The following is a 26244-nucleotide window of genomic DNA, read 5'->3' as shown; positions in this document are numbered from 1 at the left end:
TATATGAATTTAAAATTTTTAAAAGTACTCGCCTTTGCGATGCTTCCCCTGTATGGATTTTCTCAAGACGATTTGCTTTCAGAGATTGATACCGTAAAAACCGACTCCAAAGTCGAATCTGCTTTTAAATCGCTTAAAATTGTAAATCTTGAATCCACCAAATTGGCGGCTAAAGGTGATTTTTATTTTATTGTTGCCCACCGTTTCAGTTACCTTAAAAAGGGATTTGATGATTTTTTTGGTTTAGACGATGCTAATACTCAATTGAAATTTGTTTACGGAATTAAGGAATGGTTGACCATTCACGCTTCCCGAAGCGGTTTTCAGGAAACATATGATTTAGCAGCAAAATACCGATTAGTGCAACAAGAAAAAGAAGGGTTTCCTTTTACCATTGTGGGTTTTAACAGTATTGCTATTAATACGGAAATTAAAAAGAGCGTATATCCGAATATGAAATTTGAAAATCGATTAAGTTATGTTACTCAAGTTTTAGTTTCCAGAAGATTTTCAGATAAGCTTTCTTTAGAATTGGCTCCAACGTATTTCCATGAAAACACTGTGCGTGATATTTATGATGCCAGTGGTAATCCTATTTTACCGAATCCTCAGGACAATAGTCAATTTGCAATCGGAATGGGAGGAAGATATAAATTTGGAAAACGCTGGTCTGTAAATATGGATTATGCTCCCCATTTAAACAGAGATTCGCGATCAGTTTATAAAAATCCTCTTTCCATAGGTGTTGATCTGGAAACCGGAGGGCATGTTTTTCAAATGCATTTCACAAATTCCAGAGCAATGCATGAAACGGGATTTTTAGGGCAAACTGCTGGACGTTGGGATAAAGGAGAAATCTGTTTCGGGTTTAACCTGGTTCGGGTTTTCTAAATTTTAATGATATAAAGGAAATAAAAAAGACGCCAATCGGCGTCTTTTTTGTAAATCAAAAAACTTATTCTTTTACGAATTTTTGAGAATAATCTTTTCCCTCAGAATCCCTTAAAACAACAATGTAAGTCCCTGTTTTTAGTGATTGAATATTGATAGTAGAATTCTCCAATTTTGAGCTTTGAACCAGTCTTCCGTTTAGATCGAAGATTTGTCCAGAATTGAACGCAACAGTTGTGTTGTTGCGAATGTTTAAAACTTCTTTTGCCGGATTAGGCGAAATAGTAAATACAGAAGTATCGAATTGATTCATGCTAAGTGTAACCCCTTCCACAGCTAAAAGTGCCTGGTTGATATTCGGATTGTTGAAAGTGTCTACAAGACCTGAAGGCCAGCGAATTATTACTTGAGTTATGTGATCATTGGTACCTATTCCGAAATGTGCATTCATCGTACTTTGATGACTGAAACCGTGTCCGCTTCTAATCTCACGAAGTTGTTTGCCAAATGCTCCGTAAATTTCTACACGTGCTCCAATACCGTTGCGGTTACTTTGAGTTCCCTGAAGATTTACTTTGATCCAATTGTTTCCGTTCGGTGTGTTGTAATAAACCTTATTTTCATATTGAACATCTAAGAAACCGTCGTTGTTTAAATCACCGATTCCACCTTCGCTAAAAGGTAAATCATATCCTGTGAAAGTTCCATCTGCGTTATTCAGATATAATTCTTTAGTGTTTTGCCATAAGAAATCTACCCAGCCATCGTTGTTGAAATCACCGGACTGAATTTCCCAAGATCCTACTTGAGCAGCAATACCGGTAGTTGAGAAGATATCAGTGAAGGTTCCGTCGTTATTGTTTCTGTAGAATTTGTTGGTGTCGGAAATGTTGGAAAGCATAAAATCCATATCACCGTCATTATCAAAATCTTCAATGGCGGTAGACCATGATTGTGCACCATCGTTCACTCCAGCATTGGCTCCAACCTCGGTATAAGTTCCGTCGCCATTATTCTTGTAAAGTAAATTAATACGTTGTGGATCTCCCACTGGTGCTCCTCCACGACATTTTGCCAAATACATATCGATGTGGCCGTCATTGTTATAGTCGGTCCAAATAGAAGCATAATTTCCACCAACATCTAAAGTTGGGAAAAAGGGCTGGTCAAAAATAAGGTTTCCGTTTCCATCGTTGCGGTAGGCATGACTCTGATCTACATCGTGACAAGCAAATAAATCCAAATGGCCATCGCTGTTGATGTCTACGAAATTGGTTCTTTGAGTGAAAATATTTTGAGGATATGTAATCTCTGTATAACTGGTTGCTCCTGTATTTGCTTTTATTACTGCAACACGGCTTCCACTTCCGAATACTAAATCGTTAAAACCGTTTTTGTCGAAGTCTCCTGCTGCAATACTCCAGCTTGGTTGTGCAGTCAATCCTGGTAATGCATGTACCGTCGAGGTAAAACCACCGCCCACATTCTGTGTAAGTGCTGTCATTTGATTGCTCTGTACCGTAACGATGTCGTCAAGATAATCTCCGTTCAAATCCGTAACGGCACAAATTGTAGAACTACTTTGAATCGTTGACATTGTGAAAGTAATAGGCGGCGCTACAAAAGGTTGTTCGATTATCTGGAAATCAAATCCGGCGGCACTCCATTTGTTGTCCCAAGCAATATAATAAGTTGTTCCTACAGTAGCTGCAAAAGTAGTGGTTGATAAATAGGAATTGGAATTTCCGCTGTTGCAGGCAAGGTTTCCGGAATCATCATCATTGGCTAAACAAGATAAGCTGAAACAGTCTCCGGTGTAAACAAAAACGCGGGTGTCTTTGCATAAATTAGCCGTTAAATCCGAAGTTATCGTAACCGTGTAATTTTGAGTTGGTGTGTAGGTGTACCATTCTGCCAAAGCTGCTCCGGTAGAACAGGCAGTGGTAATATTGGTACCATCAATTGCACTAACAGTATGCGTGCCGGCTGTAATAGGAACAGCTGTGGCGCAGGTGTTTTGTGCCATACCACTCAATCCTAAAAAAGAAATAAGAATAAGAGTAATTTTTTTCATAGTTTATAGTGTTGTTTTTGGTTTATCGACAATTTTGCGGCATTGAATTAATCCAGTCTTTTATTAATTGAACCCCTTCCTCATGAACGATCGTTCTTCCTATAATTGGCATCATTTCAGCTTCTTGAGTTGAATTCATTCTGAAAATCATCTCCGAATGATCGGCATCTCCACTGTTAATGATAAAAGGCATATTTGGAATGTTAAATTGAGGTGTAAGGCAAACTCCAAAATCTTGTAAGTTGGTATTGCTGAAATTGAAGCGTTGTACAGTGTAATCACAATGTCCGCCGGTACGATGGCAATGTGCGCAGTTGATATCGATGTAGGAGCGCGCACGTAATTCTAAAGATTTGCTGGTGTCTTTCCAGTTTACGGTTGAATAGATTTGCGATACTGGAGGTACATCATTTCCTAAATAACCTAAACTTTTAAGTTTTTCAATTTGATTTTGTGCACCAGACGAATAATTGAATGAGGTATTAAGGTTTTGAGGTTTTAAGCCAATAGGAATTGTTATTTCTCCGGTTTGGTTTGGGTTAATTTTATGACAGGTTACACATTCCGTTTGAGAAGGCACTTTGTAAGTAATGCTTTTGGATGTGCCGTTTTCAAGCCAGGTTACAGGAACAAAGGCTCCGTTGGTGGTGGTTTCCAATAAAGCGTCGGTTTGCTGGTCGTTCCAGACGTAAGTGTATGCTTTCCATCCGTTTTCTTTTCGAATTAACAAACGGGTTTCGATCAGTTTAGTTGTGTTTCCTGGTTGAACATTATCGTAGTAGAAGGTTTTGATGAGCGCTGACCCTACCGGAAATTCGAACACATTATCATCTCCATTATAGGTTGCTTTGGTCCCTTTAGGCAACCAGAGAAATCTTTTTTTATGGGCATAATCCGAAAACAAAGAACTTGCCGGTTCATAAGGAATTACATCGACAAGAGGTTTTTGGTTTTTTAAGTCGCCTTCAAAAAAATTGTATTCTGAAAGTTTAGCGTAAGGAACTTTTGTAAGATCTACTGAAACTGAAGGGATTGGGGTATATGCTTCGGCTTCATCACTGGAGTTACAAGCCACAATGAAAAACAATGCAAATGCCGATAGAAATAGGGTAAGTTTTAGTAAGTAGTTTTTTTGCATTTATTATATAATTTTTTGTAAATCATTCAAATATATAATAAAACAGCTTCCATTTAAGTTAAAACTGATAATAAATAATAAAATTTATTAAAAAAGTTATAAATCTAACTTTATGTTGAATGAAGTTAGATTTTTTATGTTTTCCTCGGTGGTGTAATCAAACGTTTCTTCGTGAGCTTTGTATTCTTTTTTACTGTTGATTCGTTTTACAGCTTCACAAAAACGGCGTATTTCTTCCAAATTGGAAAGAATTAGGGTTGGAACAGCAACAGAATTTCCTTCGTTGTCCTTAGCAACCATTGTAAAGTATGAAGAATTACAATGTTTAACTTTCCCGGTCTGAATATTCTCTGAAGTAACTCTAATCCCTACAACCATTGAGGTTTTTCCAACATAATTTACTGAAGATTTTAAAGTAACCAATTCCCCTACTTCAATCGGATTTAAGAAATCTACAGTGTCTACTGAAGCTGTTACGCAGTATTTTCCCGAATATTTCGATGCGCAGGCAAAGGCAATCTGGTCCATGAGCGATAAGATATAACCTCCATGAATTTTTCCACTGAAATTGGAATGGGAGGGGAGCATCAATTCTGAAATGGTAACTTTTGACGCGCTTACTTTTTTAAAGGTTTGCATGGTTTACTGTTGATTAAAATGTGGGGAATTTTCAAGCTGAACATTAGTAATAAAATAGTGTGAGTCTCCCCACCAAGGAAAGGTGATGTAGCGCTCAAGATAAGTGACTTTGACGTATTTTCCTTGGTAATTGACAAGATCATCAATCACTTTCTGGTCTTTGTCCAAAACCGAAAAGCTGAAAATTTGTGCTCCTGAAATTCCCTGACTGATTTCGCCTTCCCAGGTTTTCATCAAAACTCCTTTTTTACTGATTTTGATTAATTCCCCAGCGCGAACTCCTTCACTGTAAGGAACATAGTAAACAAAAGTAAAATAACCGGCAAACATTAATAGTAACGCAGTAATTCCAAAGAAAAAATACTTTCTCATAAGCTTTTAATTTTCAGGATTGATTTCTTTTTCCAATGCTCGGGTTAAGATGGCTTCGGGTAAGGCTTTTTTGGCTTTGGCTCCCATTTTCTTAAGTTTTTCAACGCTGGTCACAAGGTTGCCTTTTCCTTCTACTAACTTGTTCATCGCATTTCCGTATTCTGATTTGGCTTCGTCCATTTTTTTTCCAATTTTGATCAAATCGGAAACAAAACCTTCAAATTTATCATATAAAGCCCCTGCCTGACGCGCAATTTCATAAGCGTTTTCCTGTTGCTTTTGATTGGTCCACATACTGTCGATTGTACGTAAAGTTGCTAGCAGTGTTGAAGGCGTCACAATAACGATATTCTTCTCGAAAGCTTTGTTGTACAGTGAATTGTCTTCGTTTAAGGCAATGGCAAAAGCAGGCTCCATCGGAATAAAAAGTAATACAAAATCCGGGCTTTCAATCTGATACAAATCCTGATAATTTTTACTGCTTAATTGCTCAACATGACGCTTAATTGAGTTTACGTGCTCTTTTAAAAAAGTTGCCTTTGCGTCTTCATCGTCTTCATTAACATAGCGTTCGTAGGATGTTAAGGATACTTTGGAATCTACGATCATTTTCTTGCCGTCCGGAAGATTGATCACCACATCGGGCTGCACGCGTGAGCCGTCTTCGGTAGTGAAACTTTGTTGTACTTCGTATTCACGGCCTTTTTCCAAACCAGATTTTTCCAGTACGCGTTCCAAAATAAGCTCACCCCAATTTCCTTGCATTTTGCTGTCGCCCTTTAAGGCTTTAGTCAGGTTTAAGGTTTCCTTGCTCATTTGCTCGTTCATTTCACGAAGTCCTAAAATTTGCTGACGTAAAGCGGCATGATAATCAATGCTTTCTTTATGGGTGTCTTCTACTTTTTTCTCAAATAAGTGAATTTTTTCCTGAAGCGGGTTCAAGATGTTTTTTAAGTTTTCTTTGTTCTGTTCGGTAAATTTTACGGTTTTCTCTTCCAGAATTTTATTGGCAAGATTCTCGAATTCTTTAGTGAATTTTTCCTGAAGCTGATTTACTTCATCTTTTTGTTCTTTATGACGTTCCCAAAGATTTTCAAAATCGACTTCTTTTTTAGAAAGTTGAATGGCAACAGCTTCTTTTTCGTTTCGAATGGTTTCTTTTTCCGAAGTTAGTTGAATGATTTGCTTCTCAAAACTAGTGCGTTCGATCTGGAATTGTTGCTTTAACTGTTCGATTTGATTTAAAAGACCATTTATTCGTTCTTCAAGACCTGATTGTTCTGATTTGGATTGAGCGGAAAAAAGTAGTTTCCCGATATAAATTCCAACAGCGAGTGCAATAATAAATGCGGCTAGTACTAGTATGGTTTGTGACATGGGTTAGGTTTTTATGATGTAAATGTAATAAAAAAAGCCAATCCAAAAGACTCAGATTGGCGTTTTATAGTTCTTCTGAAACTAAGCGTTTACTAAAGTCTCAATGTCAAATTTTTTCATTTTTAGAAAGGCCTGAACCACACGTTGTCCTTTTTCTGGATCGTTCATAAGTTCTCCTAAAATCTCCGGAACTACCTGCCAGGAAACACCGTATTGATCTTTAAGCCAACCGCACATGCTTTCTTGTCCGTTTTCAGTTAGTTTATTCCAGAAATAGTCAATTTCCTGCTGATCTTCACATTCAATAACCAAGGAAACGCCTTCGTTGAATGAGAAATCATGGCCTAATCCACCATCCATAGCCATAAAAACATTATTGTTTAAGGTGAATTGAGCATGTTTGACTGTTCCCGGAACTCCGTGATCGTTTTCATCAAATCGTAAAATTCCTTTTATATCTGAATTTGGAAATAGGGAAGTGTAAAAATTGATGGCTTCTGTCGCTTTACCATTACCTTCTTGGGTGAACATTAATGTTGGTGTGAATTTCTGTCCGACTTCTTCAAATTTTCCGAATGATAATTGCCAGTTTACCCCGAATTTGTCCTGAACCCAGCCGTATTTTTGACTCCACGGATAAGCATCAAGAGGCATTAGAACTTTTCCGTTATCGGTTAGTTTGCTCCAAGCGTTGTCAACTTCGGCTTCGGTCTCACAAACTGCAAAAAAAGAAATTGAAGGGTTAATGGAAAACATTGGCCCGCCGTTCAAACACATGAATTTTTGCCCGGAAGCTTCAAAGGTGCTCACTATCGGATTACTTGCTGTGATTTTGGAATCCTCAAAAACCGTACAATAAAAATCTGCAGCTTCTTTAGCTTCGGTATTAAACCACAAGCATGGATATATTGGATTTTTCATTTCTTAATGTTTGATATTATTGCTGAGGAAACTGGCTCATGTCCATATAAAAAACTTCCCAAAAGTTACCGTCTAAGTCTTCAAAACTTCGTTGTTGCATAAAGCCGTAATCTTTAGGTTCGGTTGGTTGAGTTCCTCCTGCATTTAAAGCATTGTCTGCCGTTTCATTCATTTTTGCAACGCTTTCCATCGATAGGGAATTGATTACAGCAGTAACTTTGGAAGTGTCTGCCAAATCTTTAACGATAAAACCTTTAAATCGGTCGTGTGTTAGGAGCATAACGAATATTTCTTCGCTAAAAACCATACACGCGGCAGTGTCATCGGTAAATTGCGGGTTGTTTTTAAAGCCGATTTGAGTGTAAAACTCCATGGCTTTGGCTAAATTTTTTACAGGGAGGTTGATGAAAATTTGTGATTTCATAACAATGTTTTTAATTAGTTTCGACGTGTCTCTTGAAATTATTAATGATGGCCTGCCAACCGTCCTGTTGCATTTCTAACGGATGCACTTCTTCAGCTTCAAAAGTTTCTGTTACAATGGTTTGCAGATTGTTGGTTTCAAAAACGATTTGAACTTTTCTGCCGTCTGCAATAATATATTCGATGAACTCGTTGGTTTTAACCTCGGTGTATTCTCCATTAAAATCGAAACCGAAGCTTCCGTCTTTTGCTTCCATGCGGTAACTGAATTTCCCGCCTGTTTTTAACTCGTTGGTTGCCCAAGGAGTATGCCAGTCGTTGGAAGCATTGTTCCATTGGGTAATGTGCTCAGGACTGGTCCAAAATTCCCAAACTTTTTGAATCGGGGCGTTTACTGTGGCAGCCACCGTAATTGTTGTTTTTTCTTTTGTTGCCATTTATATTTTTTTAGAGTACTGATTTTGTGAAAAAAGAAGCATAAATTTACAACAGCTTTTTTGATTTCGGTGTTAAGAAACCGATTACGTTTATAATTTTTTGTGAGAAAGCTCCGAAACCTTATTTTTTACCAAGACCATCCATGCACCGACATTTCCTGCTTCATAAACCCCACGGATTTTTAAGTCAGTTTATTTACCAAAAGAAACGCTCTAAACGACTTTTGGGGGAATTGTTTGATTTTCCTGAGCAAACTATGGCTATTGGTCGTTTAGACGAAGATTCTGAAGGCTTACTCCTTTTAACTACCGATGGCATGATGAGTGAAATCATCCGAAGTAAAACCATTGAAAAAGAATATTATGCGCAAGTTGACGGAATTATAACAGAAGAAGCAGTTTCGCAACTTAAAAGCGGAGTTGAAATTGGTTTCAAAGGAATTCGTTATACAACTAAGCCCTGTCAAGCAAGAATTATTGATGAATTGCCAAGTTGTATCGGGCAAGGAAGACGCATTCGCGATGAACGCCACGGGCCTACCAGTTGGGTTTCGCTTACTTTAACAGAAGGTAAATTCCGTCAGGTTAGAAAAATGACGGCAGCTGTCGGATTTCCCACTTTACGATTGATTCGTGTTAGGGTAGGTTCGTTAGAACTGCAAAATTTAAAGGCAGGCGAGGTTAAAGAAGTGGATAATTTCTTAATTTAGTCCAAAGTCCCAAGATGATAAAAAGAAGTGCTTCGTTAGATGTTTTAAAGCTTATTTTAGCCTTATTGGTTGTGGCGTTGCATATTTTTCCGGTTGCCAAACTTAATGGAATACAGGGCTTGATTTCTTATGAAATTTCTAACGCAATCACCCGTGTGGCCGTTCCAACTTTTTTTATCATTTCCGGTTATTTACTTAGAAACAAACTTGAAGATTTCGCTTATCTGAAAAAATATTGTTTAAGAATCTTGCTGCTTTATTTTGTCTGGCAATTAATTTACCTTCCTGATTTTATCCGGTTTTATAAATTAGGAAGATTCACTACTTCGGATGCAATTACGAAGCTTGTTTTTGGATATTGGCATTTGTGGTATCTGCTGGCGAGTGTAGGTGGAGTAGTAATGTTGTATTTTTTTAGAAAATTAAGCGTTTCAGTTAAGTTTGGTTTTATTTGTGCACTGTTTTTATTCGGATATGCTTTTCAACTGGCCTATAAAATGAACGCTTTGGAAGCTTTTCCATTGTTGAAACTGATTTATACGGGAATGGGTTCCACACGAAATTTTTTGTTTTTTGCTTATCCGTTTCTGATGCTCGGAAGCCTTTATCCGCATTGGAAAAATGGGTTGTTTTTAAAGAAATCGGTCTTGTTGTTTTCTTTTGTTGGACTTCTTTTGGAATCCTATTTTTATTATACCTGCAAATTGCCGGCATTGGATTTTTATATTTCCATACTTCCATTAAGTATGTTGCTTTTGTCTTTTTCTGTGGAACGAACTTTTACCACACGATTTTCCATTCCTTCAAGTCTTTCATTGGGAATTTATTTAACGCACCCTTACATGATTCGGTTGGTGTATGAATTTTTGCCCCAAAAAATGTTTGAAATGATTGTTTTGAAATACTTCATGATCTGTTTACTATCATTGTTGTGTTGGTACTTAGTGGAACGAATCAATCGTAAATTTCCGTATATGCTGTAAAAAAAAACCTGCAAGAAGCAGGTTATCTAATTTTTCTTAAGAAGTTGCTCATAGAGATATAGATTTTTCCGGTATCTTCATCCTTATATATATTGTAAGTAGACGGATAGGAATCTAAGGTTTGATAGTAAGAAGGAACAGAGAAATCCCGACTGGTTCCTTCAAAAGGATTGGTTAACATTTTATAAGTAAACATAGGTTCATAAAAAATTACCCGACCGTCATAAGAACCATAAATCATAATTGATTTAAAGGGTAAAAAATCTCCCAAATTTACCGGAAGCCAGTGTTTACCCATTTGAGCTTCTGCAGTTGCAGGTCCTGGAGGTGTAAAATAATCCTGTGGCATATATCCACGTGGAGGATAATTGTTAAACAAGGCATCGGTTTCTGGGGACCAAGCTGGAATTGCTTCGCGATCTTTTACTGAAATCATGTAAAAATGCAAATCAAAATGAGGTACGTCAAAAACGCCTTCGGGCTCATGACCGTTGGGATTCCAATTTAAGCCAATGTGATCAAAAGGAGTAATTTGTTTGGCTTTAAGGTGCAAAGGAACTACAATGGTGTGACTGTGTTCGGACTCTACAGGTAAACCCCGTAAGGCATTAGGTGTCATTTCAACACCAAGTTCTTCAGGTTCTCCTTGTGAATTGATGCTTATCCATGAACGAATTTTTCCCCGGCCTAGATTTACTTCGGGACCTTTGAAAACACTTAAACCAGCCACTCTAGACTCAAAACTGGTTTCGGATTTTACCTTTTTGTCGGAATCATTTGGAATCATCTCTTCTTTGTCACAAGAGACGTAAAGAAGTAACAGAACAATTGGGAGCAGTTTTCTGAAGCGGTAAATCTTTTCCATACATTTTAATTTTTTTATTAGAAATTAATGTTTCCGGAAAGATTAGTTTTAAGCTACAAAGATAGTTTAGATTTTTATAAGTAATTGATTAATAGTGTTTTAATTTATTTTTTTTGCGTGATATGTACCCTTTATTTGGAAAAAGGAAAACTTTAACTACATTTGAGATATAACCAATTTAAAACAAACTATGGCAAGTGTACACCCTTATCTTACCTTTAACGGTACCTGCGAGGAAGCGTTTAATTTTTACAAATCAGTTTTTGGAGGGGAATTTCCTTATGCAGGGAAATTTTCAGAAATGCCTTCAGAATACCCAATTTCAGAGGCTGATAAAAATAAAATCATGCACATTTCTTTACCAATTGGAAATACGGTTTTAATGGGAAGTGATGCCGTGGAAGGCTTTGGAGGAATTCCAAAATTAGGCGATAATTTCTCTATTTCGATTAATGCAGATAGTGAAGAGGAAGCTACAAGAATTTTCAACGGTTTGTCTGAAGGCGGAAAAGTAACCATGCCTATGGATAAAACATTCTGGGGGGCTTATTTCGGAATGTTCACCGATAAATTCGGGATTAACTGGATGGTAAATTACGATTATCAGCAAAAATAAAATCACTCGTTGTGTTTATAAGCAAGGCTTCACTTTTAAGTGGAGCTTTTTTGTTAATTAACTGAAATATAATGTTTTAAAAACTTTTATATTGTAAAAAAGCCTTAACTTCGGGTAATTTCAATTTTAAAATTGGAAGCCATGAAAGAGATTGTTTTAACCCTCTTGGGAGGTTTGGTCCTTTTCCTGTATGCAGTAACCAGTTTGTCTGATGTTATTCGAAAAGTTACTGCCAAAAAACCAAAAAAATGGCTGCTTCATTTTACCAAAAATACTTTTACGGCGATATTTACCGGAACGATAATTACAATTTTACTGGATTCTTCATCAGTAGTGATTATTATTACTATCGTATTGGTTAATTCCGGCTTACTTACTTTTAGGCAGGCCATGGGAATTGTGATGGGGGCGAACATTGGTACCACGATCAGTAGCCAGATCATTGCTTTGGATGTTGCAAAGTATTCTCCAATTTTATTGATGATTGGAATGGCTTTTCTGCTCATCACCCAGAAAGAACATCTTAAACGTTATGGGCAGTTGTTCATTTATTTTGGAATGTTATTCTTCGGATTGTTCATTATGGAAACAGCAATTGCGCCCTTAAAACAAGATCCTTTATTTCATCAATGGATGGCTGCGATGGACGATCCGATTACAGGTTCGATAACCGGAGCAGTTGTTACTTTGATCATTCAATCGTCTTCTGCAACAGTCGGGATGGCTATTTTATTGGTGAAAAAAGGAGCAATCACTTTAATTGGTGGTGTTGCCATTATGCTTGGTGCCGAACTGGGAACCTGTAGTGACACACTTCTTGCCACCATAAACGGAAGCCGCCAGGGAATCAAAACCGGCTTGTTCCATCTGTTGTTCAATTTTATTTCGATTGTGATTTGCCTGTTGCTGTTTTATCCGTTTGTGCGTTTTGTGGAGTGGATCAGTGGCGATCTTCCCTTAGAGCAAACTTTGGCAAACGCACATTTCCTCTTTAATTTTCTGGGTGTATTGGTTTTTGTATGGTTCTTGCCTTTGTTTGAAAAAGGGCTCAATAAAATGATTCCTGAAAAACCAGTTTCAGAAGTAAAAGAAACACTCCCCGAATTAGAGGAATAACTTATTTGAAAATCTCATCGAAAAAATCCAGCATGGCTTTCCAAGAGCGTTTATCGGCTTTTTCATTGTAAGCAGCCCCCTTGGATTTGTCACTTCCGGCATCTTTATGGGTAAAGGCGTGAACGGCATCGGCGTAATAAACCATTTGCCAGTCGGCTTTTCCGGTTCTCATTTCATCCTGAAAGGCTTTGATTTCAGTTTCGGGAATGAAAAAATCGTCGGCACCGTGTAAAACCAAAACTTTTGGCTTGATGGTTTCAATGGTTCGGTTTGCATCACGACCTAATCCACCGTGAAAAGAAACCACACCTTTTACGGGAAAGTTGGCACGGGCAGCTTCTAAAGCACCGGTTCCGCCAAAGCAATAACCGATAACTGCAATTTCATTTGGATTCGCACCGTTTTTAATGAGTTGTTGCAGTGCTAGATGGATTCGGTTTTGGTACTCTTTATAATTGGTTTTGTAATGACCGGCCAATTTTCCGGCTTCCTGAGTATTGGCAGGACGTTTATCGGCTCCATAGATGTCGGCAACAAAAGTGTAATATCCTAACTTTGATAGGGCTTGCGCGCTTTCCTTAGAATGTGCATCGACACCCATCCAAGCGGGTAAAATCAATACTCCGGCTTTTTTTGCGTTTGCTTTTACGGGTTTACCAAAGTAACCTTCCAGCTTTTGATTGCCGTCTGAATAGGAAACCGGTTTTAATTGCGCAAAGCTTTGCAGGGTTGAAAAACTGAATAAGAGCAGCATTATAATTGATTTTGCATTCATAACTTAGTTTTTTTGGAAGCTTAAAGTTACGAAAAATTGCCCATCAAGATTGGTTAGCGTATGATGAATTTTCCTTTTTCCGGATCGAAAATAATGTGCTCGTCTTTAAAAATAGTGTTGAAAGTTCCGTCTGAAATTAGATTGCACGGCTCGTTTTGTGTTACTTTTTCAGGAGTCATTACAATCATTTCATCACTTAACTGAATGGCTAAATCCACATCATGAGTAGAAAATAAAATACATTTTCCGGTTTCATGAGTTAGTTTTTTAAGGAGTTTGAACAGGGCAACTTTGTGCACCAAATCGAGATGGGTGGTAGGCTCGTCAAGGATGATTAAAGGCGTGTCCTGAGCCAGAGCGCGTGCTACCAAAACATTCTGTAATTGACCGTCACTGATTTCGTAATGTTTTTTGTGACGAAGATGTGAAATCTGAGTCAGTTCTATTGCCTGATCAATTTCGGCAAGGTCTTTTTCAGTTAAAGATCCGATCCAGTTGGTGTAGGGTTGTCGGCCTAAAGCGACCAGTTCAAAAACGGTCAAATTACTTGGCGGAAGTTTTTCCGTTAACACGACACTTAAATTTTGCGCAAGTTCCAAAGGTTCGAAATTGCTTATTTTTTTATCGTTTAGAAAAACAGATCCTTCCAAAGGTTTCTGAATTCCTGTAATGGTGCGCAATAAGGTGGATTTTCCAATTCCGTTAGCGCCTATCAAAGCAATCAGTTTTCCTTCCGATAAGTTCAGGTTCAGGTTTTGGGCAATAATGGTCTTATTGTTTTTTGAGACGTACCCAATGGTAAGTTGGTTGGTATGTAGAACGGTTTTGATCATTAATTCATCATTTTTCGTTTTCGAACCAACAACCAAACCACAACCGGCGCACCGATTATAGAAGTAATAGCGTTAATTGGTAAGGTAAGTTCCATTCCCGGCATTTGGGAAACGATATCGCAAATAAGCAACACTGAAGCTCCAATAAGCAAAGTACTCCAATACAACACAAAATGGTTGCTGGTTTGGAATATTAATTTGGCGATATGAGGCATTGCTAATCCGATAAAGGCAATAGGTCCGGCAAAAGCTGTAATGCTTCCGGTTAAAATGCTGGTTGTGAATAGTATGATTAAACGCGTTCTTTTAAAATCAAGTCCCAGACTTCGGGCATAATTTTCACCTAAAAGCAATGTGTTTAAGGGCTTTACGTTAACAAGTCCTAAGAGTAGTCCAACTGCAACACAAATCGACAATAGAAATATAGACATCCAGGATAAACTTCCAAGATTTCCCATAGACCAGAAGGTGAATTTTTGAAGTTGTTCGGCAGTACTGAAATAGGTTAGAATATTAACAAAAGCATTGGTGAAACTGCTGAACATCAGTCCGATAATTAGTATGGCCATTGTATCCCGTAAATATTGGGAAACCATTATTACAGCGATCAGAACAATAAAACTTCCAATGGTTGAAGCTAAAACCAATCCATAGGGAGATAATACTATGGAACTTAAAAAGGGAGGAAGTAAACTGGCCCCCAATATCACAAAGGCCACACTTAAACTGGCTCCGGAACTTAATCCCAGAACATCAGGACCGGCAAGTGGATTTCTAAACAGAGTTTGCATCATTAATCCGCTTATGGAAAGGCCCATGCCAACTAAAATCGCAGTAATCGCTTTTGGCAAACGGTAATTAATAATGATATATTCCCAAGTGCTTTTGCTTGCCTGTCCGCCGCTTAAACTGGTAATTACTTCTTTAAAAGGAATCGTCACCGAGCCAAAACTAATGTTTGCCAGTAAAAGCACTATAAGCACTAATCCAAGGGTACAGAATAAAGCGATATTTCGTTTGCGGTTGGCCAATTTAGTTCAGTTTTTCAGCAAAAGTTAATTGGTAATTTGGTAATAACTCAGGATGGAAAATTTTGATGTAATCTTTCAAGACCAAATCCGGTCGGCTTGGCGCCATTTCATAGTAAACTGTTCCGCCTGTTGCACCTAATTTACTTTCAAAAGTATATACATTTTTTTTGTTGAACGCATCAAACTGACTGTAATGCGGATTGCTTGCCGAGAGTTCAGTTAAAGTTTTAAACGTTCCTGCCGCGATCCAAAAATCTGCATTTTTTGCTTTTTCCAATACTTTTTCAAAGGTTAAGCCTAAACTTCCGGAGCCTTGCTCGTCCGCCCATAAATAGTTGGATTTCGCATCTTTTAAAAATTGCGCCACCCAGCTGTTTCCTTTAGCTACATACCACTGGTCTTGGTACATATTACCGTATAAAACCGTCTTTTCTGCTTTTATATTTTTTACAGATGATAAAGCGTTGTTGTATTCTTTTACGATGTTAGCAAATAAGGCATCGGCTTCTTTTTCTTTTCCAAATAAAGCTGCGTAAAGTTTTAACCATTCGGCTTTTCCTAACGGAGATTGTTCCATCCAATCGCCTTGAATTAATACTTTTAAACCGCTTTTTTCAAGATTTTTGATCATTGGATTATTGTTGTCTACCCCAAAGGTTACGATAAGTTCCGGTGCTAAATCAATAAGTTGTTCGATATTCAATCGTTCGTTTTGACCTACGTTTTTAACGATGCCTTTATCGATAAGCGCTCTGGTTTTTTCTGAGGAAATGTAGTCGGTATGTGGAAACCCTATCAATTTGTTTTCAACTCCTAACATTTCCAGAAACGGAACATTGGTTGTTGAAGTTACCACAATAGACTGTAAAGGAACTTGAATTGTTGGATGAGTTTGTAAACTATCCGGAACTACTCCGTTTTTCTCTTTCAGAATATAGGTAAACACTTTATTCGCATCAGGCCACGGGTTACTAACTTTAACTACGGAATAGCCTTCGTGTTTGTAGATAGCAAGCCCGCTGGCGTATTGAATACTGTTTTTGGCTTCGGTATTTTTTTGGCTTTCTACCGTTTCATTTTTTTTGCATCCGATTATGGTGAAAAGAAAGAAAACGAGTAGTGTTTTACAGAAAAAAGTTTTCATTGTGTTGTGTTTCATCAGCGCAAAGGTATAAGAATTTGCAAAAAAATACTGCTTGATTGTAATTCTAAAAAAAGCACAAGCACTATCTTTACGGCATGAATATCCAGAAAATAAAAAAGTGTTCCACCTGCGGAGTCCCTTTTAATTGTGGCGACACTCTTGAAGGAAGTAAATGCTGGTGCAACGATTTCCCGCCGATTTTTGTTCCTACTGATGTGGTCGATTGCTTGTGTCCAGATTGCTTTAAAACCGCTTGTAGCATTAAAATTGATCAATATGTAGCGGCAGTTTTACCAGAAGAGGCTCATGATAGTAAAGCGAGTAAACTTCCTAAAACTGAAAATCTTATTGAAGGAATTGACTATTATTTAGAAGATGAAAAAAAGGTTTTTAAAGCATGGTATCATTTAAAAAGAGGGCATTGTTGCGAAGAAAGTTGTCTTCATTGTCCATATAAATAAAGAAAAAACAAAGAGTTAAGAAGATAAAATAATGATTTACTTAATAACAGGAGGCGAGCGTTCAGGAAAAAGCAGCTACGCTCAAGATTTAGCGATGGAACTTTCCGCAAAACCAATGTATGTAGCAACAGCAAGAAAATGGGACGACGATTTTCAAAAGCGCATCGACCGCCATCAATCGGAAAGAGACGAACGCTGGATCAATGTTGAAAAGGAAAAGCACTTGAGCGAAATCGATTTTTCAGAAAATGTTGCAATCATCGATTGTGTAACGCTTTGGTTGACCAATTTTTTTGTGGATACGAAAAACGATGTTGCTTTAAGTTTGGAGCAAGCCAAGTTTGAATTTGAAGCAATTGCCAAGCAGGAAAACGCGACTATCATCATTATTACCAATGAAATAGGAATGGGCGTTCATGCCGAAACCCACATCGGAAGGAAATTTACCGAATTGCAAGGTTGGATGAACCAATATTTAGCTAAAAAGGCTGATGAGGTAGTGCTTATGGTTTCCGGAATCCCTGTAAAAATTAAAGAGAAAAAATAAAATTTTCTATGGATGCACTTTATGATATAATGAAATCAAGGAGAGATACCCGTCATTTTACCGGTGATGAGGTTCCGGATTCGGTGCTTGAAAAAGCTTTACAGGCGGGACATTATGCGCCTTCCGTAGGTTTGACGGATGCTACAAAATATTATATCATTAAAAATAAAGATTTAAAAAAAGCGATTAAAAATCTTTTTTTGGAATACGACCAAAAAGCGGCCAATCAAACCGATAACGAATCTCAAAAGGAACAATACAAAGCGTTGAAACTTGAAGCAATAGAAGAAGCACCGCTCGGAATGGTGATTTGTTACGACCGTTCGGTACTGAATTCCTTCACTATTGGAACGGTGGGAAGTAATGAAGCGATCAAGTTCAGTGCGGTTTGTTCAGCGCAGAACATTTGGCTTTCCCTTACCGAACAGGGCTATTCCATGGGCTGGGTTTCCATTCTGAATTATTATCAGTTCAAAAAACTTTTAGGCTTACCCGAACACATTGAGCCTTTGGGGTATTTCTGCATCGGAAAACCTGCTACAGATTACAACCAGCAACCCATGTTACAGCAGTTGCATTGGAAGCAGAAATCGGAAAAGCCATCGGTCACACAACTCGATGCAATCCATCAAATTGAATCTGAAAACAAATCTTTGACTTCTGAAATGAACAATGATACTTTTGAACTTGAAACGGCACTTCAGCATAAAATCGACAATAAAACCAAACCGACCGGAGCTTTAGGAGTTCTTGAAATTTTGGCCAAGCAAATCGGAACCGTTTTTCAAACTTTAACTCCAGAAATTAAACAACCGAACATGATTGTTTTCGCCGCCGATCACGGAATAGCCGAACATGGAGTAAGCGCTTATCCTCAAGATGTGACCCGTCAAATGGTGACTAATTTTTTAGAAGGAGGTGCGGCTATCAATGTTTTTTGTAAGCAAAATAATATTCAGTTAGCTATAGTCGATGCAGGGGTGAATTATGATTTTCCACCCAATGCACGCTTGATTTCTGCTAAAGTTGATAAAGGAACGCAATCGTTTTTACACGGGCCAGCCATGACCAAAAGCCAATTGGAACTTTGTTTTGAAAAAGGAAGTCAGGTTGTTTCGGAAATTGCTGAAAAAGGAAGCAATTGTATTGGTTTTGGTGAAATGGGAATCGGGAACACTTCTACAGCATCGGTATTAATGAGCATTATTACCGGAATTTCCATTGAAGAATGTGTGGGGAAAGGCACCGGAGTAAACCAAGAAAAGCTCAAGTTCAAAAGCGAAATTTTAAGAAAAGCGATCGAATCCTATAAAGGAGCCGATGATTTAGAAAGCAAGTTGGCTTATTTTGGAGGTTTCGAAATCCTGCAAATGGCCGGAGGAATGCTCGAAGCTTATAAAAACAACATGCTTATTTTGGTGGATGGTTTTATTTGCAGTGTAGCTTTCTTAATTGCTTATAAACTCCAACCGGACATTATTAAAAATACGATTTTCAGTCATCAGTCTGCAGAACAGGCACACAGTAAACTCCTGAATTATTTGAATGCTAAAGCGATTTTACAACTCGATTTACGTTTGGGGGAAGGAACGGGCTGCGCGGTTGTATTTCCAATTTTGCAATCGGCAGTTGCTTTTTTGAATGAGATGGCAAGTTTTGAGAGTGCAGGAGTGAGTAATAAGTAACTCAAAAAGGTAAGTTTCGTTGTTAATCAATTTAATATGAAAAAAGAACTCGATATATTTTTTACCGCATTAATGTTTTATACGCGAATTCCGTGTCCTAAGAATATTGATCATAATCCTGACTATTTGAATAAAGCTACACGATATTTTCCAATTGTTGGCTGGATTGTTGGTCTTGTAGTGTTTTTTGTTTTTTGGATTTCAGCTCAATTGTTTTCAGAAACAGTTGCTGTCCTTTTAGGACTAATAACCGGAATTTTAGTAACCGGAGCATTTCACGAAGACGGCTTTGCCGATGTTTGCGACGGTTTCGGAGGCGGATGGACTAAGGAGAAGATCCTAATTATCATGAAAGACAGTGCAATTGGCGCTTATGGAGCAATTGGGGTCGTGCTTTTGTTTTTGCTTAAACTTCATGCAATTGGAGAGATGATAATCAAAGTAAACGCTCAGATGAATGTCTTAACTTTAACTTTGCTTTTGTTTATATCGGCGCATTCCATTAGTCGTTTGGCGGCAATTTCGATCGTTTTTACGCATAATTATTCCCGTGAGGATGCTACCAGTAAAAGCAAACCAATTGCCCAACAGTATGGTTGGCGCGAAGTTGTAGGAGCAGTTTTTTTTGGGTTACTTCCGTTAATTGTTCTTTCTTGTTTTCAATGGCAATTGCTTTTGGTTTTAGTGCCGGTTTTTGTAGCTCGATTTTTTTTGGCGCGTTATTTTCAGAAATGGATTGGCGGTTATACCGGGGATTGTTTGGGAGCAACCCAGCAGGTTTGTGAAGTGGTTTTTTATTTGTCGATTATCGTTTTATGGAAGTTTATCTAGTACGTCATACGGAAACGGTTTGTGAGAAAGGAATTTGTTACGGTCAAGCCGACGTGGGTTTACTAGAGCCCTACTTGCATCAATTCGAACAGATTAAAGACCAACTACCGGAAAACGCACAGTTTTATTCCAGCCCACTACAGCGCTGCACACTTTTAGCAGATTATCTTTCATCTTCCAATTATGAAACGGACGAGCGACTGATGGAAATGAATTTTGGTGCTTGGGAATTACAACCTTGGGACAACATTCCAAAGGAGGAACTCGATCCTTGGATGAAGGATTTTGTTCATGAAAAAGTACCCAGTGGAGAATCGTTTACAGAATTATTTGACCGTGTGGTCCAGTTTATGGAATCGGAATTAAAGACCGGATCTTTAAAACCGATTGTTATCGTTTCACATGCCGGAGTGATTCGGAGTATTTTATGTAAGATTTCCGGTTTACCATTAAAAGATGCTTTTCAGAATAAAGTCGATTTCGGTTCGGTAATGAGAATAGATTTGTGAGAATAAAGTTTGTTCTTTTGTGGATTTTTCAAAAAAAGAGTAAAAAATATACTTGAAATTGTATTTTTTATAATCATAATTTTATATTTGCACCTGTATTGAGGTTGTTGCTTCGTTTTTATGAAGCGCATTAAAAGGGAATTAGGTTCAAAACCTAAGCTGTACCCGCAACTGTAAGCTATAAAGCCTGTTGTTATTCTTCAAACCACTGTTGTAAAAGACGGGAAGGTGAATAACAGGACGCAAGCCAGGAGACCTGCCTAGTACATTTAAGTGTTAAACTTTCGGGAAGAAAAGTTTTAAACTATGACAAGGAAAAATCTCTTAGTGTTTGTTTTTGTATTGATGGGCCAGTTTTTATTGGCACAGGAACCTGCTGTTCGCCATTTGGAGGAGCTTATCGTTTCCGATTCCCAGCTGAAAAAATTCACGAGTACGCAATCAGTACATACCCTGAATGATTCGGTTCTGAAAAAAAACAATCCGCTTTTAACTCATTTACTTAATTACACCACAGGTATTTACTTTAAGGAATACGGTCTCGGAATGAGTTCTTCGGCTTCTTTTAGAGGAACCACTGGAGCTCAAACCGCCGTAATCTGGAACGGAATCAACATTAACTCCCAAACCTTAGGACAAACCGATTTTAATACGTTGAATGCTTCCGATTTCAGTTCAGTAAGTGTTCGTGCCGGAGGGGGAAGTGTTATCTACGGAAGTGGTGCCATTGGAGGAAGTATCCACTTAAATAACGATTTTGAGTTTAAGAAAACGTTTGAAAACTGCTTTCGTCTGGAATACGGCAGTTTTTCTACTAGCCTTGTGAATTATGGTGTGAAAGCTGCTTCCGATAAAGTATATACCTCGGTTGGATTTACCCGTTACGATTCTAAAAACGATTACACGATTCCGGGAACCGATAAGAAAAATTTAAATGGAGCGTTTTACAATACCAGTTTGAATGCCAATTTCGGTTACAAAATCAATGAGAAGAATTACCTGAAATATTACGGTAACTTTTTTAGTGGAGAACGTCATTTTTCCCTGATTTTCTCAACGGAAATCCCAACAAAATATAAAAACCTGAACATGAGAAATTTGTTTGAATGGGCAGGGTTCTATGGGAAATGGGTTTCGAAATTTAAAGTTGGTTTCCTTTCAGAGGAATACAATTATTTTCCGGACATCAAAAAAACTAATTTCTCTTTTGGAAAAGTGGAAACGTTTTTGACCAAATACGATCTGTCGTATGATTTAGCTAAAAACATGAAACTGAATGCCATTGCAGATTATTCGCAAAACAAAGGTAACGGTTCGGACATCACTTATGAAAATCGAAGAGTAGGTGGGTTAAGTATAATGCTTAATCATAAAATCGGATGGTTTTTGTATGAGGTTACCGCAAGAAGGGAACTAACCAATGTGTACAAAAGCCCGTATTTGTATTCGGCCGGAGTACAGTTTAAATGTACAGATTATTACAGTTTACGTCTTAATTCTTCTAAAAATTACAGAATCCCTTCATTTGATGATTTGTACTGGATTGGGAGTGGAAACAGAGATTTGAAGCCAGAAACTTCTCAGCAGTATGAAATCGGGAATCAGTTTGCATTCAAATATGTGACTTTGGAACTGACCGGTTTTTACAACGACATTACGGATATGATCCGATGGTTGCCGGCCGGATCAGTTTGGAGACCAATGAATATCGATAAAGTAGAGGCTTACGGATTGGAAGGTAAATTGAATGCCAGAAAAAATTTCGGGAAGCATGCCGTTTCAATTGACGGGAACTATTCTTATACCATTTCCAAAAACAGAGAAACCAGCAAGCAACTCATTTATGTTCCGTACCATAAAGCAACAATTTCTTTAGGTTATTACTACAGAAAGCTTTCGGCTTATTTCCAGAATATGTATGTGGGGGAAGTATTTACCCGTTCAGACAATAATCCAAAGTATAATTTGAAAGCGTACAATGTGTCCAATTTTGGCCTGGATTACGATTTCGGAAAGAAAAAAATAATAAAAGTAGGCGCCAAGGTTCAGAATCTTTTTCAGGTGAAGTATGAAATTGTGGAAGGAAGATTCATGCCCGGCAGAAACTTTAATCTGTATATCAATTTTAAATTTTAATAACCAATGAAACCAATCAGTAAATTATTTTTCATGGCCGTTACGGCATCACTTTTTTTAACTTCTTGTAGTGAAGACGAAGCGCCGGTGGTAGCCCCTTTAGGAGATTATGAAAAAGGAACTTTTGTACTGAATGAAGGAAATAGCAATCCAACTACGGCTACTGTTACCTTTTTAGGTGATAACGGAACCATCGAAGAAAATGTTTTCGGAACTGTAAACCCAACAGCTGAAGGATTAGGCAGCTATTTGCAATCCATGTTTTTTGCAGATGATAAAGCATTGATTTTATCTGGTTCTGCTAATAAAGTAACCGTTGTGAATCGTTATACTTTTAAATACATCACAACAATTTCCACAAATCTTGAAAATCCTAGATATGGTGCAGTTGTTAATGGAAAAGCATACATTACCAACTATGCAGATTATTCAACGGGAGCTGACGATTTCTTAACCGTTGTTGATTTAACCTCTTTCGCAACTACAAAAATTCAGCTTAATAACTGGTCGGAAAAAATCTTAGAGAGCAATGGGAAATTATACATTGCAAACGGTTACTACGGAAGCGGAAACTCTATAACAGTGTACAACCCCGCAACAGGAGCAACGGAAGCGGTTATCGATTTAGGAGCGGGAAATTCTCCAAACTCATTTGAGGTTAAAGACGGTATCCTGTATGTATTGACAGCAAATTATGGTACTCCTGGGAAAATTATCAAAATCAGTTTAAGTACTAATCAGATAGCTTCTACAGTGGATATTCCGGCCTCGATATCTGGTCCTAAACAATTAAACCTTGATGAAGATAAATTGTATTTTACAGCAGGAACTTCGGTTTATTCAATGGGAAGAGTTTCAACTGTTGTACCAACAACTCCGGTGGTTACTTATACTTCAACTTCTGCATGGGGTCAAATGTATGGTTTTGAGGTACGAAATGGTAAAGTTTTCATTGCAGACGGAGGAGATTTTGCGTCAGACAGTAAAGTGTACCAATATGCAACTTCTGGGGCGCTTTTAAATACTTACACAGTTGGCGTAGGACCAAACGGTTTTTACTTTAATAATTAAAACAATAACATACTTTTAATAGTAATTTTTTCCTGTATGTTTAGTATTGTCCCGGTCTCACACGCCGGGATTTTTATTTTTAGATTTTTTTTATCATACCTTGTAACAAAGTAACTAGTAGTTCGTCTAGATTGTATAACCAACACCAAACAAAAGTAAAGTATGAATCAGCAGGAGTTTGTAAAACTGATTGCTCCTTTTAAAGATAAGCTGTTCCGGATGGCAAAGCGACTGTTGGTAAGTACCGAAGAAGCAGAAGATGCTACACAGGAGGTTTTGGTTAAGTTGTGGAACAAAAATCAAACACTTTCGAATTATTCAAGTGTGGAAGCTTTAGCCATGACAATGACCAAAAATTATTGTCTGGATCAGTTGAAATCGAAAAGGGTATCAAATTTGCAAATCGTTCATAATAATTATTCGGATCGGGCAGCAACCGTTCAGAAGCAAATTGAAGACAAAGACAGTTGGAGTTGGGTGGAAAAGATAATTGAAAAGCTTCCGGAACAACAACGGTTAATTGTCCAGATGCGCGATGTAGAAGAGTATGAATTTTCAGAAATAGCCGAAATACTCGATATGAACGAAACAGCGGTAAGGGTAGCCTTATCCCGAGCCAGAAAAGAAATAAGAGAGCAATTGATTAAAAAGCACAATTATGGAATTGCATAACATAGAAATACTATTAGAAAAATATTTTTCTGGAGAAACCAGTATAGCCGAGGAAAAACAGTTGAAAGATTATTTTTCTTCTCCCGATGTGGCGCCCCATTTGGAACAATACAGAGTTGTATTTGGTTACTTCACCCAGGCTAAAGAAGAACAATTTACTAAAACGATTCCACTACAACCTAGAAAACGAACTTATGTAGCGTGGATTTCCGTAGCAGCAAGTGTTGCAATTTTGGCCGGAACTTACTTTATTATGAACAAAGAGCAGCAGACTCCTAAAGATTTAGGGACTTTTGATAGTCCGGAATTGGCTTTTCAGGAAACACAGAAAGCCTTGCAGTTGGTCTCGCTCAATGTGAATAAAGGAGTGGAAAGTATTGAGTATATAGAGGAGTACAATAAAACAACAAAAACAATCTTTAAATAATCAAAAAATGAAGAAGTTATTTTTAACAGTAGTGGTAGCGTTATTTACAACCGCAATTTTTGCACAATCCAGTTTCGATAAATACGATGGACAGGATAATGTGACTTCGGTTATTGTAAACAAGAAAATGTTCGAATTGATGAGTAAAGTAAAAGTAGATGCTTCCGATAAAGAAGCGCAGGCTTATATGTCTTTGCTTAAAAAACTGGACAATTTAAAAGTGTTTACTACCAATAGTTCCAAAACAGCTACCGATATGAAATTGACGGTGGGGAGTTATTTGAAATCGAACCCATTGGATGAATTGATGCGTGTGAACGACAGCGGGAAAAAAGTAAACATTTATGTAAAATCGGGAGCGACCAGCAGTCAGGTAAAAGAACTTTTGATGTTTATTGAAGGAGTAAACGTAAAAGGAAATGAAACCGTTTTATTATCTTTAACAGGTAATTTTGATTTGGATGAAATTTCTGCCCTGACCGAGAAAATGAGGTTGCCAGGCGGAGATTCGCTGAAGAAAGCTTCAAAAAAATAAACTATGAAAAAAATACTGTTTATAACGGCGTTTGCTGCTCTATTCTTAACTGGATGTGAGCAGAAGCCAACCTTGCAGAAATATTTTGTAGAGAAAAGCGAAAGTAAAGGGTTTACGGTTTTAGATGTGTCGCCAACAATTCTCAACTTGGAAAAAACAAAACTTTCCAGTGACGAGAAACAGGTTCTGGATGCTTTCGAGAAAGTGAATATCTTAACTTTAAAAGCCGATGGAACAAATCAGAATGAAATTCAGGCCGAGAAAGAGAAAATTAAAACAATTTTAAACGATAAGAAATACGAGTCGTTAATTAAAGTGAATTTTGGTAAAGACGGAGCTGAATTTAAATGTGTAGGTCAAGACGAGCACATTGATGAGTTTGTTCTCTACGGAAGCAAAAAAGAAAACGGTCTGGCGGTTGTTCGTATTACCGGTGAAGATATGAATCCTACAGCGGTACTTAAAATGCTTCAATTGATACAGAAATCAAACGTGGATGTAGAACAACTTAAGCCTTTGCAGGAGTTGTTTAAATAATAAAAAAAAGTCCCGATTTCGGGACTTTTTATTTGGTATTTTTGAAATATTTCCAGGGGACAATCAACATGCCAAAGCATTCCCCGTCTTCTTTGCTTAAATGTTTGTGATGCATTTTATGAGCTCTTCGAACAGCTTTAGCATAGCGATTGTTAACATTTCTTAAAAGTTTAAAACGTTGATGGATGAAAATATCGTGCACTATGAAATAGGTTATGCCATAAGCCAAAATGCCTAAGCCAATAGCTAGACCAATTTCTAAAATATTACTTTTCCAAAGCAGAAAAAAAGTAACACTAATGATGGCATAAATTACAAAAAAAGCATCGTTGTGTTCAAACCAGGAATCGTGTGATTTATGATGATGATCTTCATGTAAACACCACAAAAAACCGTGCATGATGTACTTATGGCTAAACCATGCTATAAATTCCATAGTGCAGAATGTGAGTAGAAAAACCAGAATATGTAGCCACATAACAGTTGTT

The 26244-nt window shown here is 37.6% G+C and carries 30 protein-coding genes and 1 riboswitch; of the genes, 16 read left to right on the top strand and 14 right to left on the bottom strand.

The window, feature by feature from the left end; genetic code table 11:
- Window positions 1-3: 3 nt before the first annotated feature.
- Window positions 4-891 carry a DUF5777 family beta-barrel protein gene (locus tag LZZ90_RS03105; protein WP_237789236.1) on the top strand — a complete coding sequence of 296 codons (888 nt, stop codon included), beginning with the start codon at window positions 4-6 and terminating at the stop codon, window positions 889-891.
- Between the two features lie 64 nt (window positions 892-955).
- Here the strand turns inward: LZZ90_RS03105 and LZZ90_RS03100 are convergent, their stop codons facing one another.
- The 8 genes from LZZ90_RS03100 to LZZ90_RS03065 all read right to left on the bottom strand — a co-directional run bounded on the left by LZZ90_RS03100 (window position 956) and on the right by LZZ90_RS03065 (window position 8272).
- The gene (locus tag LZZ90_RS03100) at window positions 956-2965 is read right to left on the bottom strand and encodes an FG-GAP-like repeat-containing protein (protein ID WP_237789235.1); all 2010 of its coding nucleotides are present in this window, start codon (window positions 2963-2965) and stop codon (window positions 956-958) included.
- A 22-nt stretch (window positions 2966-2987) separates the two neighbouring features.
- Window positions 2988-4103, bottom strand: coding sequence for a hypothetical protein (locus tag LZZ90_RS03095; RefSeq protein WP_237789234.1), 1116 nt, complete (start codon window positions 4101-4103; stop codon window positions 2988-2990).
- A 96-nt stretch (window positions 4104-4199) separates the two neighbouring features.
- Window positions 4200-4742, bottom strand: coding sequence for an acyl-CoA thioesterase (locus LZZ90_RS03090; RefSeq protein ID WP_237789233.1), 543 nt, complete (start codon window positions 4740-4742; stop codon window positions 4200-4202).
- A 3-nt stretch (window positions 4743-4745) separates the two neighbouring features.
- Window positions 4746-5114, bottom strand: a complete 369-nt coding sequence (locus LZZ90_RS03085; protein ID WP_237789232.1) for a 6-phosphogluconate dehydrogenase — start codon at window positions 5112-5114, stop codon at window positions 4746-4748.
- A 6-nt stretch (window positions 5115-5120) separates the two neighbouring features.
- Entirely contained in the window at window positions 5121-6491 is a 1371-nt protein-coding gene (rmuC, locus tag LZZ90_RS03080; protein ID WP_237789231.1) for a DNA recombination protein RmuC, read from the bottom strand.
- Window positions 6492-6572: 81 nt separating this feature from the next.
- On the bottom strand, window positions 6573-7412 hold the full coding sequence (locus LZZ90_RS03075) for a VOC family protein (RefSeq protein WP_237789230.1): 840 nt from the start codon (window positions 7410-7412) through the stop codon (window positions 6573-6575).
- A gap of 16 nt (window positions 7413-7428) precedes the next feature.
- Window positions 7429-7836, bottom strand: a complete 408-nt coding sequence (locus LZZ90_RS03070; RefSeq protein WP_237789229.1) for a VOC family protein — start codon at window positions 7834-7836, stop codon at window positions 7429-7431.
- 10 nt (window positions 7837-7846) lie between these two features.
- Window positions 7847-8272: an SRPBCC family protein gene (locus tag LZZ90_RS03065; RefSeq protein WP_237789228.1), complete on the bottom strand. Its 426-nt coding sequence runs from the start codon at window positions 8270-8272 to the stop codon at window positions 7847-7849.
- A gap of 143 nt (window positions 8273-8415) precedes the next feature.
- On the opposite strand from LZZ90_RS03065, the gene LZZ90_RS03060 reads away from it, so the two are divergent.
- Together LZZ90_RS03060 and LZZ90_RS03055 are read left to right on the top strand one after the other, a co-directional pair.
- Window positions 8416-8982 (top strand): pseudouridine synthase, encoded by a 567-nt coding sequence (locus tag LZZ90_RS03060; protein WP_237789227.1) that lies wholly within the window; start codon window positions 8416-8418, stop codon window positions 8980-8982.
- A gap of 14 nt (window positions 8983-8996) precedes the next feature.
- The gene (locus LZZ90_RS03055) at window positions 8997-9965 is read left to right on the top strand and encodes an acyltransferase family protein (RefSeq protein WP_237789226.1); all 969 of its coding nucleotides are present in this window, start codon (window positions 8997-8999) and stop codon (window positions 9963-9965) included.
- Window positions 9966-9987: 22 nt separating this feature from the next.
- On the opposite strand, the gene LZZ90_RS03050 is transcribed toward LZZ90_RS03055, so the two are convergent.
- Window positions 9988-10830, bottom strand: coding sequence for a DUF5602 domain-containing protein (locus tag LZZ90_RS03050; RefSeq protein WP_237789225.1), 843 nt, complete (start codon window positions 10828-10830; stop codon window positions 9988-9990).
- A 190-nt stretch (window positions 10831-11020) separates the two neighbouring features.
- On the opposite strand from LZZ90_RS03050, the gene LZZ90_RS03045 reads away from it, so the two are divergent.
- Together LZZ90_RS03045 and LZZ90_RS03040 are read left to right on the top strand one after the other, a co-directional pair.
- A complete protein-coding gene (locus tag LZZ90_RS03045; RefSeq protein ID WP_237789224.1) occupies window positions 11021-11446 on the top strand; it encodes a VOC family protein in 426 nt (141 codons plus the stop codon).
- A 141-nt stretch (window positions 11447-11587) separates the two neighbouring features.
- Window positions 11588-12562: a Na/Pi cotransporter family protein gene (locus LZZ90_RS03040; protein ID WP_237789223.1), complete on the top strand. Its 975-nt coding sequence runs from the start codon at window positions 11588-11590 to the stop codon at window positions 12560-12562.
- 1 nt (window position 12563) lies between these two features.
- On the opposite strand, the gene LZZ90_RS03035 is transcribed toward LZZ90_RS03040, so the two are convergent.
- The 4 genes from LZZ90_RS03035 to LZZ90_RS03020 are packed head-to-tail and all read right to left on the bottom strand — an operon-like array spanning window position 12564 to window position 16345.
- On the bottom strand, window positions 12564-13337 hold the full coding sequence (locus tag LZZ90_RS03035; RefSeq protein ID WP_237789222.1) for a dienelactone hydrolase family protein: 774 nt from the start codon (window positions 13335-13337) through the stop codon (window positions 12564-12566).
- 53 nt (window positions 13338-13390) lie between these two features.
- Window positions 13391-14170, bottom strand: a complete 780-nt coding sequence (locus LZZ90_RS03030; protein ID WP_237789221.1) for an ABC transporter ATP-binding protein — start codon at window positions 14168-14170, stop codon at window positions 13391-13393.
- Window positions 14170-15201: an iron ABC transporter permease gene (locus tag LZZ90_RS03025; RefSeq protein ID WP_237789220.1), complete on the bottom strand. Its 1032-nt coding sequence runs from the start codon at window positions 15199-15201 to the stop codon at window positions 14170-14172. Before LZZ90_RS03025 ends, LZZ90_RS03030 begins: the two co-directional genes overlap by 1 nt.
- Window position 15202: 1 nt before the next feature.
- Window positions 15203-16345 carry an ABC transporter substrate-binding protein gene (locus tag LZZ90_RS03020; RefSeq protein ID WP_237789219.1) on the bottom strand — a complete coding sequence of 381 codons (1143 nt, stop codon included), beginning with the start codon at window positions 16343-16345 and terminating at the stop codon, window positions 15203-15205.
- Between the two features lie 95 nt (window positions 16346-16440).
- Between LZZ90_RS03020 and LZZ90_RS03015 the strand changes: the two genes are divergently transcribed.
- The 11 genes from LZZ90_RS03015 to LZZ90_RS02965 all read left to right on the top strand — a co-directional run bounded on the left by LZZ90_RS03015 (window position 16441) and on the right by LZZ90_RS02965 (window position 25756).
- Window positions 16441-16806: a DUF5522 domain-containing protein gene (locus tag LZZ90_RS03015; protein WP_237789218.1), complete on the top strand. Its 366-nt coding sequence runs from the start codon at window positions 16441-16443 to the stop codon at window positions 16804-16806.
- Between the two features lie 31 nt (window positions 16807-16837).
- The gene (gene cobU / locus LZZ90_RS03010) at window positions 16838-17353 is read left to right on the top strand and encodes a bifunctional adenosylcobinamide kinase/adenosylcobinamide-phosphate guanylyltransferase (RefSeq protein ID WP_237789217.1); all 516 of its coding nucleotides are present in this window, start codon (window positions 16838-16840) and stop codon (window positions 17351-17353) included.
- 8 nt (window positions 17354-17361) lie between these two features.
- Window positions 17362-19038 (top strand): nicotinate-nucleotide--dimethylbenzimidazole phosphoribosyltransferase, encoded by a 1677-nt coding sequence (gene cobT, locus LZZ90_RS03005; RefSeq protein WP_237789216.1) that lies wholly within the window; start codon window positions 17362-17364, stop codon window positions 19036-19038.
- A gap of 36 nt (window positions 19039-19074) precedes the next feature.
- The gene (locus tag LZZ90_RS03000) at window positions 19075-19869 is read left to right on the top strand and encodes an adenosylcobinamide-GDP ribazoletransferase (RefSeq protein WP_237789215.1); all 795 of its coding nucleotides are present in this window, start codon (window positions 19075-19077) and stop codon (window positions 19867-19869) included.
- Window positions 19854-20378, top strand: a complete 525-nt coding sequence (cobC, locus tag LZZ90_RS02995) for an alpha-ribazole phosphatase (RefSeq protein ID WP_237789214.1) — start codon at window positions 19854-19856, stop codon at window positions 20376-20378. Before LZZ90_RS03000 ends, cobC begins: the two co-directional genes overlap by 16 nt.
- 84 nt (window positions 20379-20462) lie before the next feature.
- Window positions 20463-20657: riboswitch (cobalamin riboswitch) on the top strand.
- Window positions 20658-20684: 27 nt separating this feature from the next.
- A complete protein-coding gene (locus tag LZZ90_RS02990) occupies window positions 20685-22514 on the top strand; it encodes a TonB-dependent siderophore receptor (RefSeq protein ID WP_237789213.1) in 1830 nt (609 codons plus the stop codon).
- A gap of 6 nt (window positions 22515-22520) precedes the next feature.
- Window positions 22521-23585 (top strand): DUF5074 domain-containing protein, encoded by a 1065-nt coding sequence (locus LZZ90_RS02985; RefSeq protein ID WP_237789212.1) that lies wholly within the window; start codon window positions 22521-22523, stop codon window positions 23583-23585.
- A 162-nt stretch (window positions 23586-23747) separates the two neighbouring features.
- Window positions 23748-24257: an RNA polymerase sigma factor gene (locus tag LZZ90_RS02980; protein WP_237789211.1), complete on the top strand. Its 510-nt coding sequence runs from the start codon at window positions 23748-23750 to the stop codon at window positions 24255-24257.
- Window positions 24244-24684, top strand: a complete 441-nt coding sequence (locus tag LZZ90_RS02975) for a hypothetical protein (RefSeq protein WP_237789210.1) — start codon at window positions 24244-24246, stop codon at window positions 24682-24684. Before LZZ90_RS02980 ends, LZZ90_RS02975 begins: the two co-directional genes overlap by 14 nt.
- Before the next feature lie 7 nt (window positions 24685-24691).
- Entirely contained in the window at window positions 24692-25219 is a 528-nt protein-coding gene (locus LZZ90_RS02970) for a DUF4252 domain-containing protein (RefSeq protein WP_237789209.1), read from the top strand.
- A 3-nt stretch (window positions 25220-25222) separates the two neighbouring features.
- A complete protein-coding gene (locus LZZ90_RS02965) occupies window positions 25223-25756 on the top strand; it encodes a DUF4252 domain-containing protein (protein WP_237789208.1) in 534 nt (177 codons plus the stop codon).
- 28 nt (window positions 25757-25784) lie between these two features.
- Here the strand turns inward: LZZ90_RS02965 and LZZ90_RS02960 are convergent, their stop codons facing one another.
- Window positions 25785-26234: a sterol desaturase family protein gene (locus tag LZZ90_RS02960; RefSeq protein WP_237789207.1), complete on the bottom strand. Its 450-nt coding sequence runs from the start codon at window positions 26232-26234 to the stop codon at window positions 25785-25787.
- Window positions 26235-26244 lie beyond the last annotated feature (10 nt).

Origin of the sequence: Flavobacterium sp. SM15, from assembly GCF_022012335.1 — a bacterium.
Taxonomy (GTDB): domain Bacteria; phylum Bacteroidota; class Bacteroidia; order Flavobacteriales; family Flavobacteriaceae; genus Flavobacterium.
This window is presented reverse-complemented; position numbering and strand designations above follow the sequence as displayed.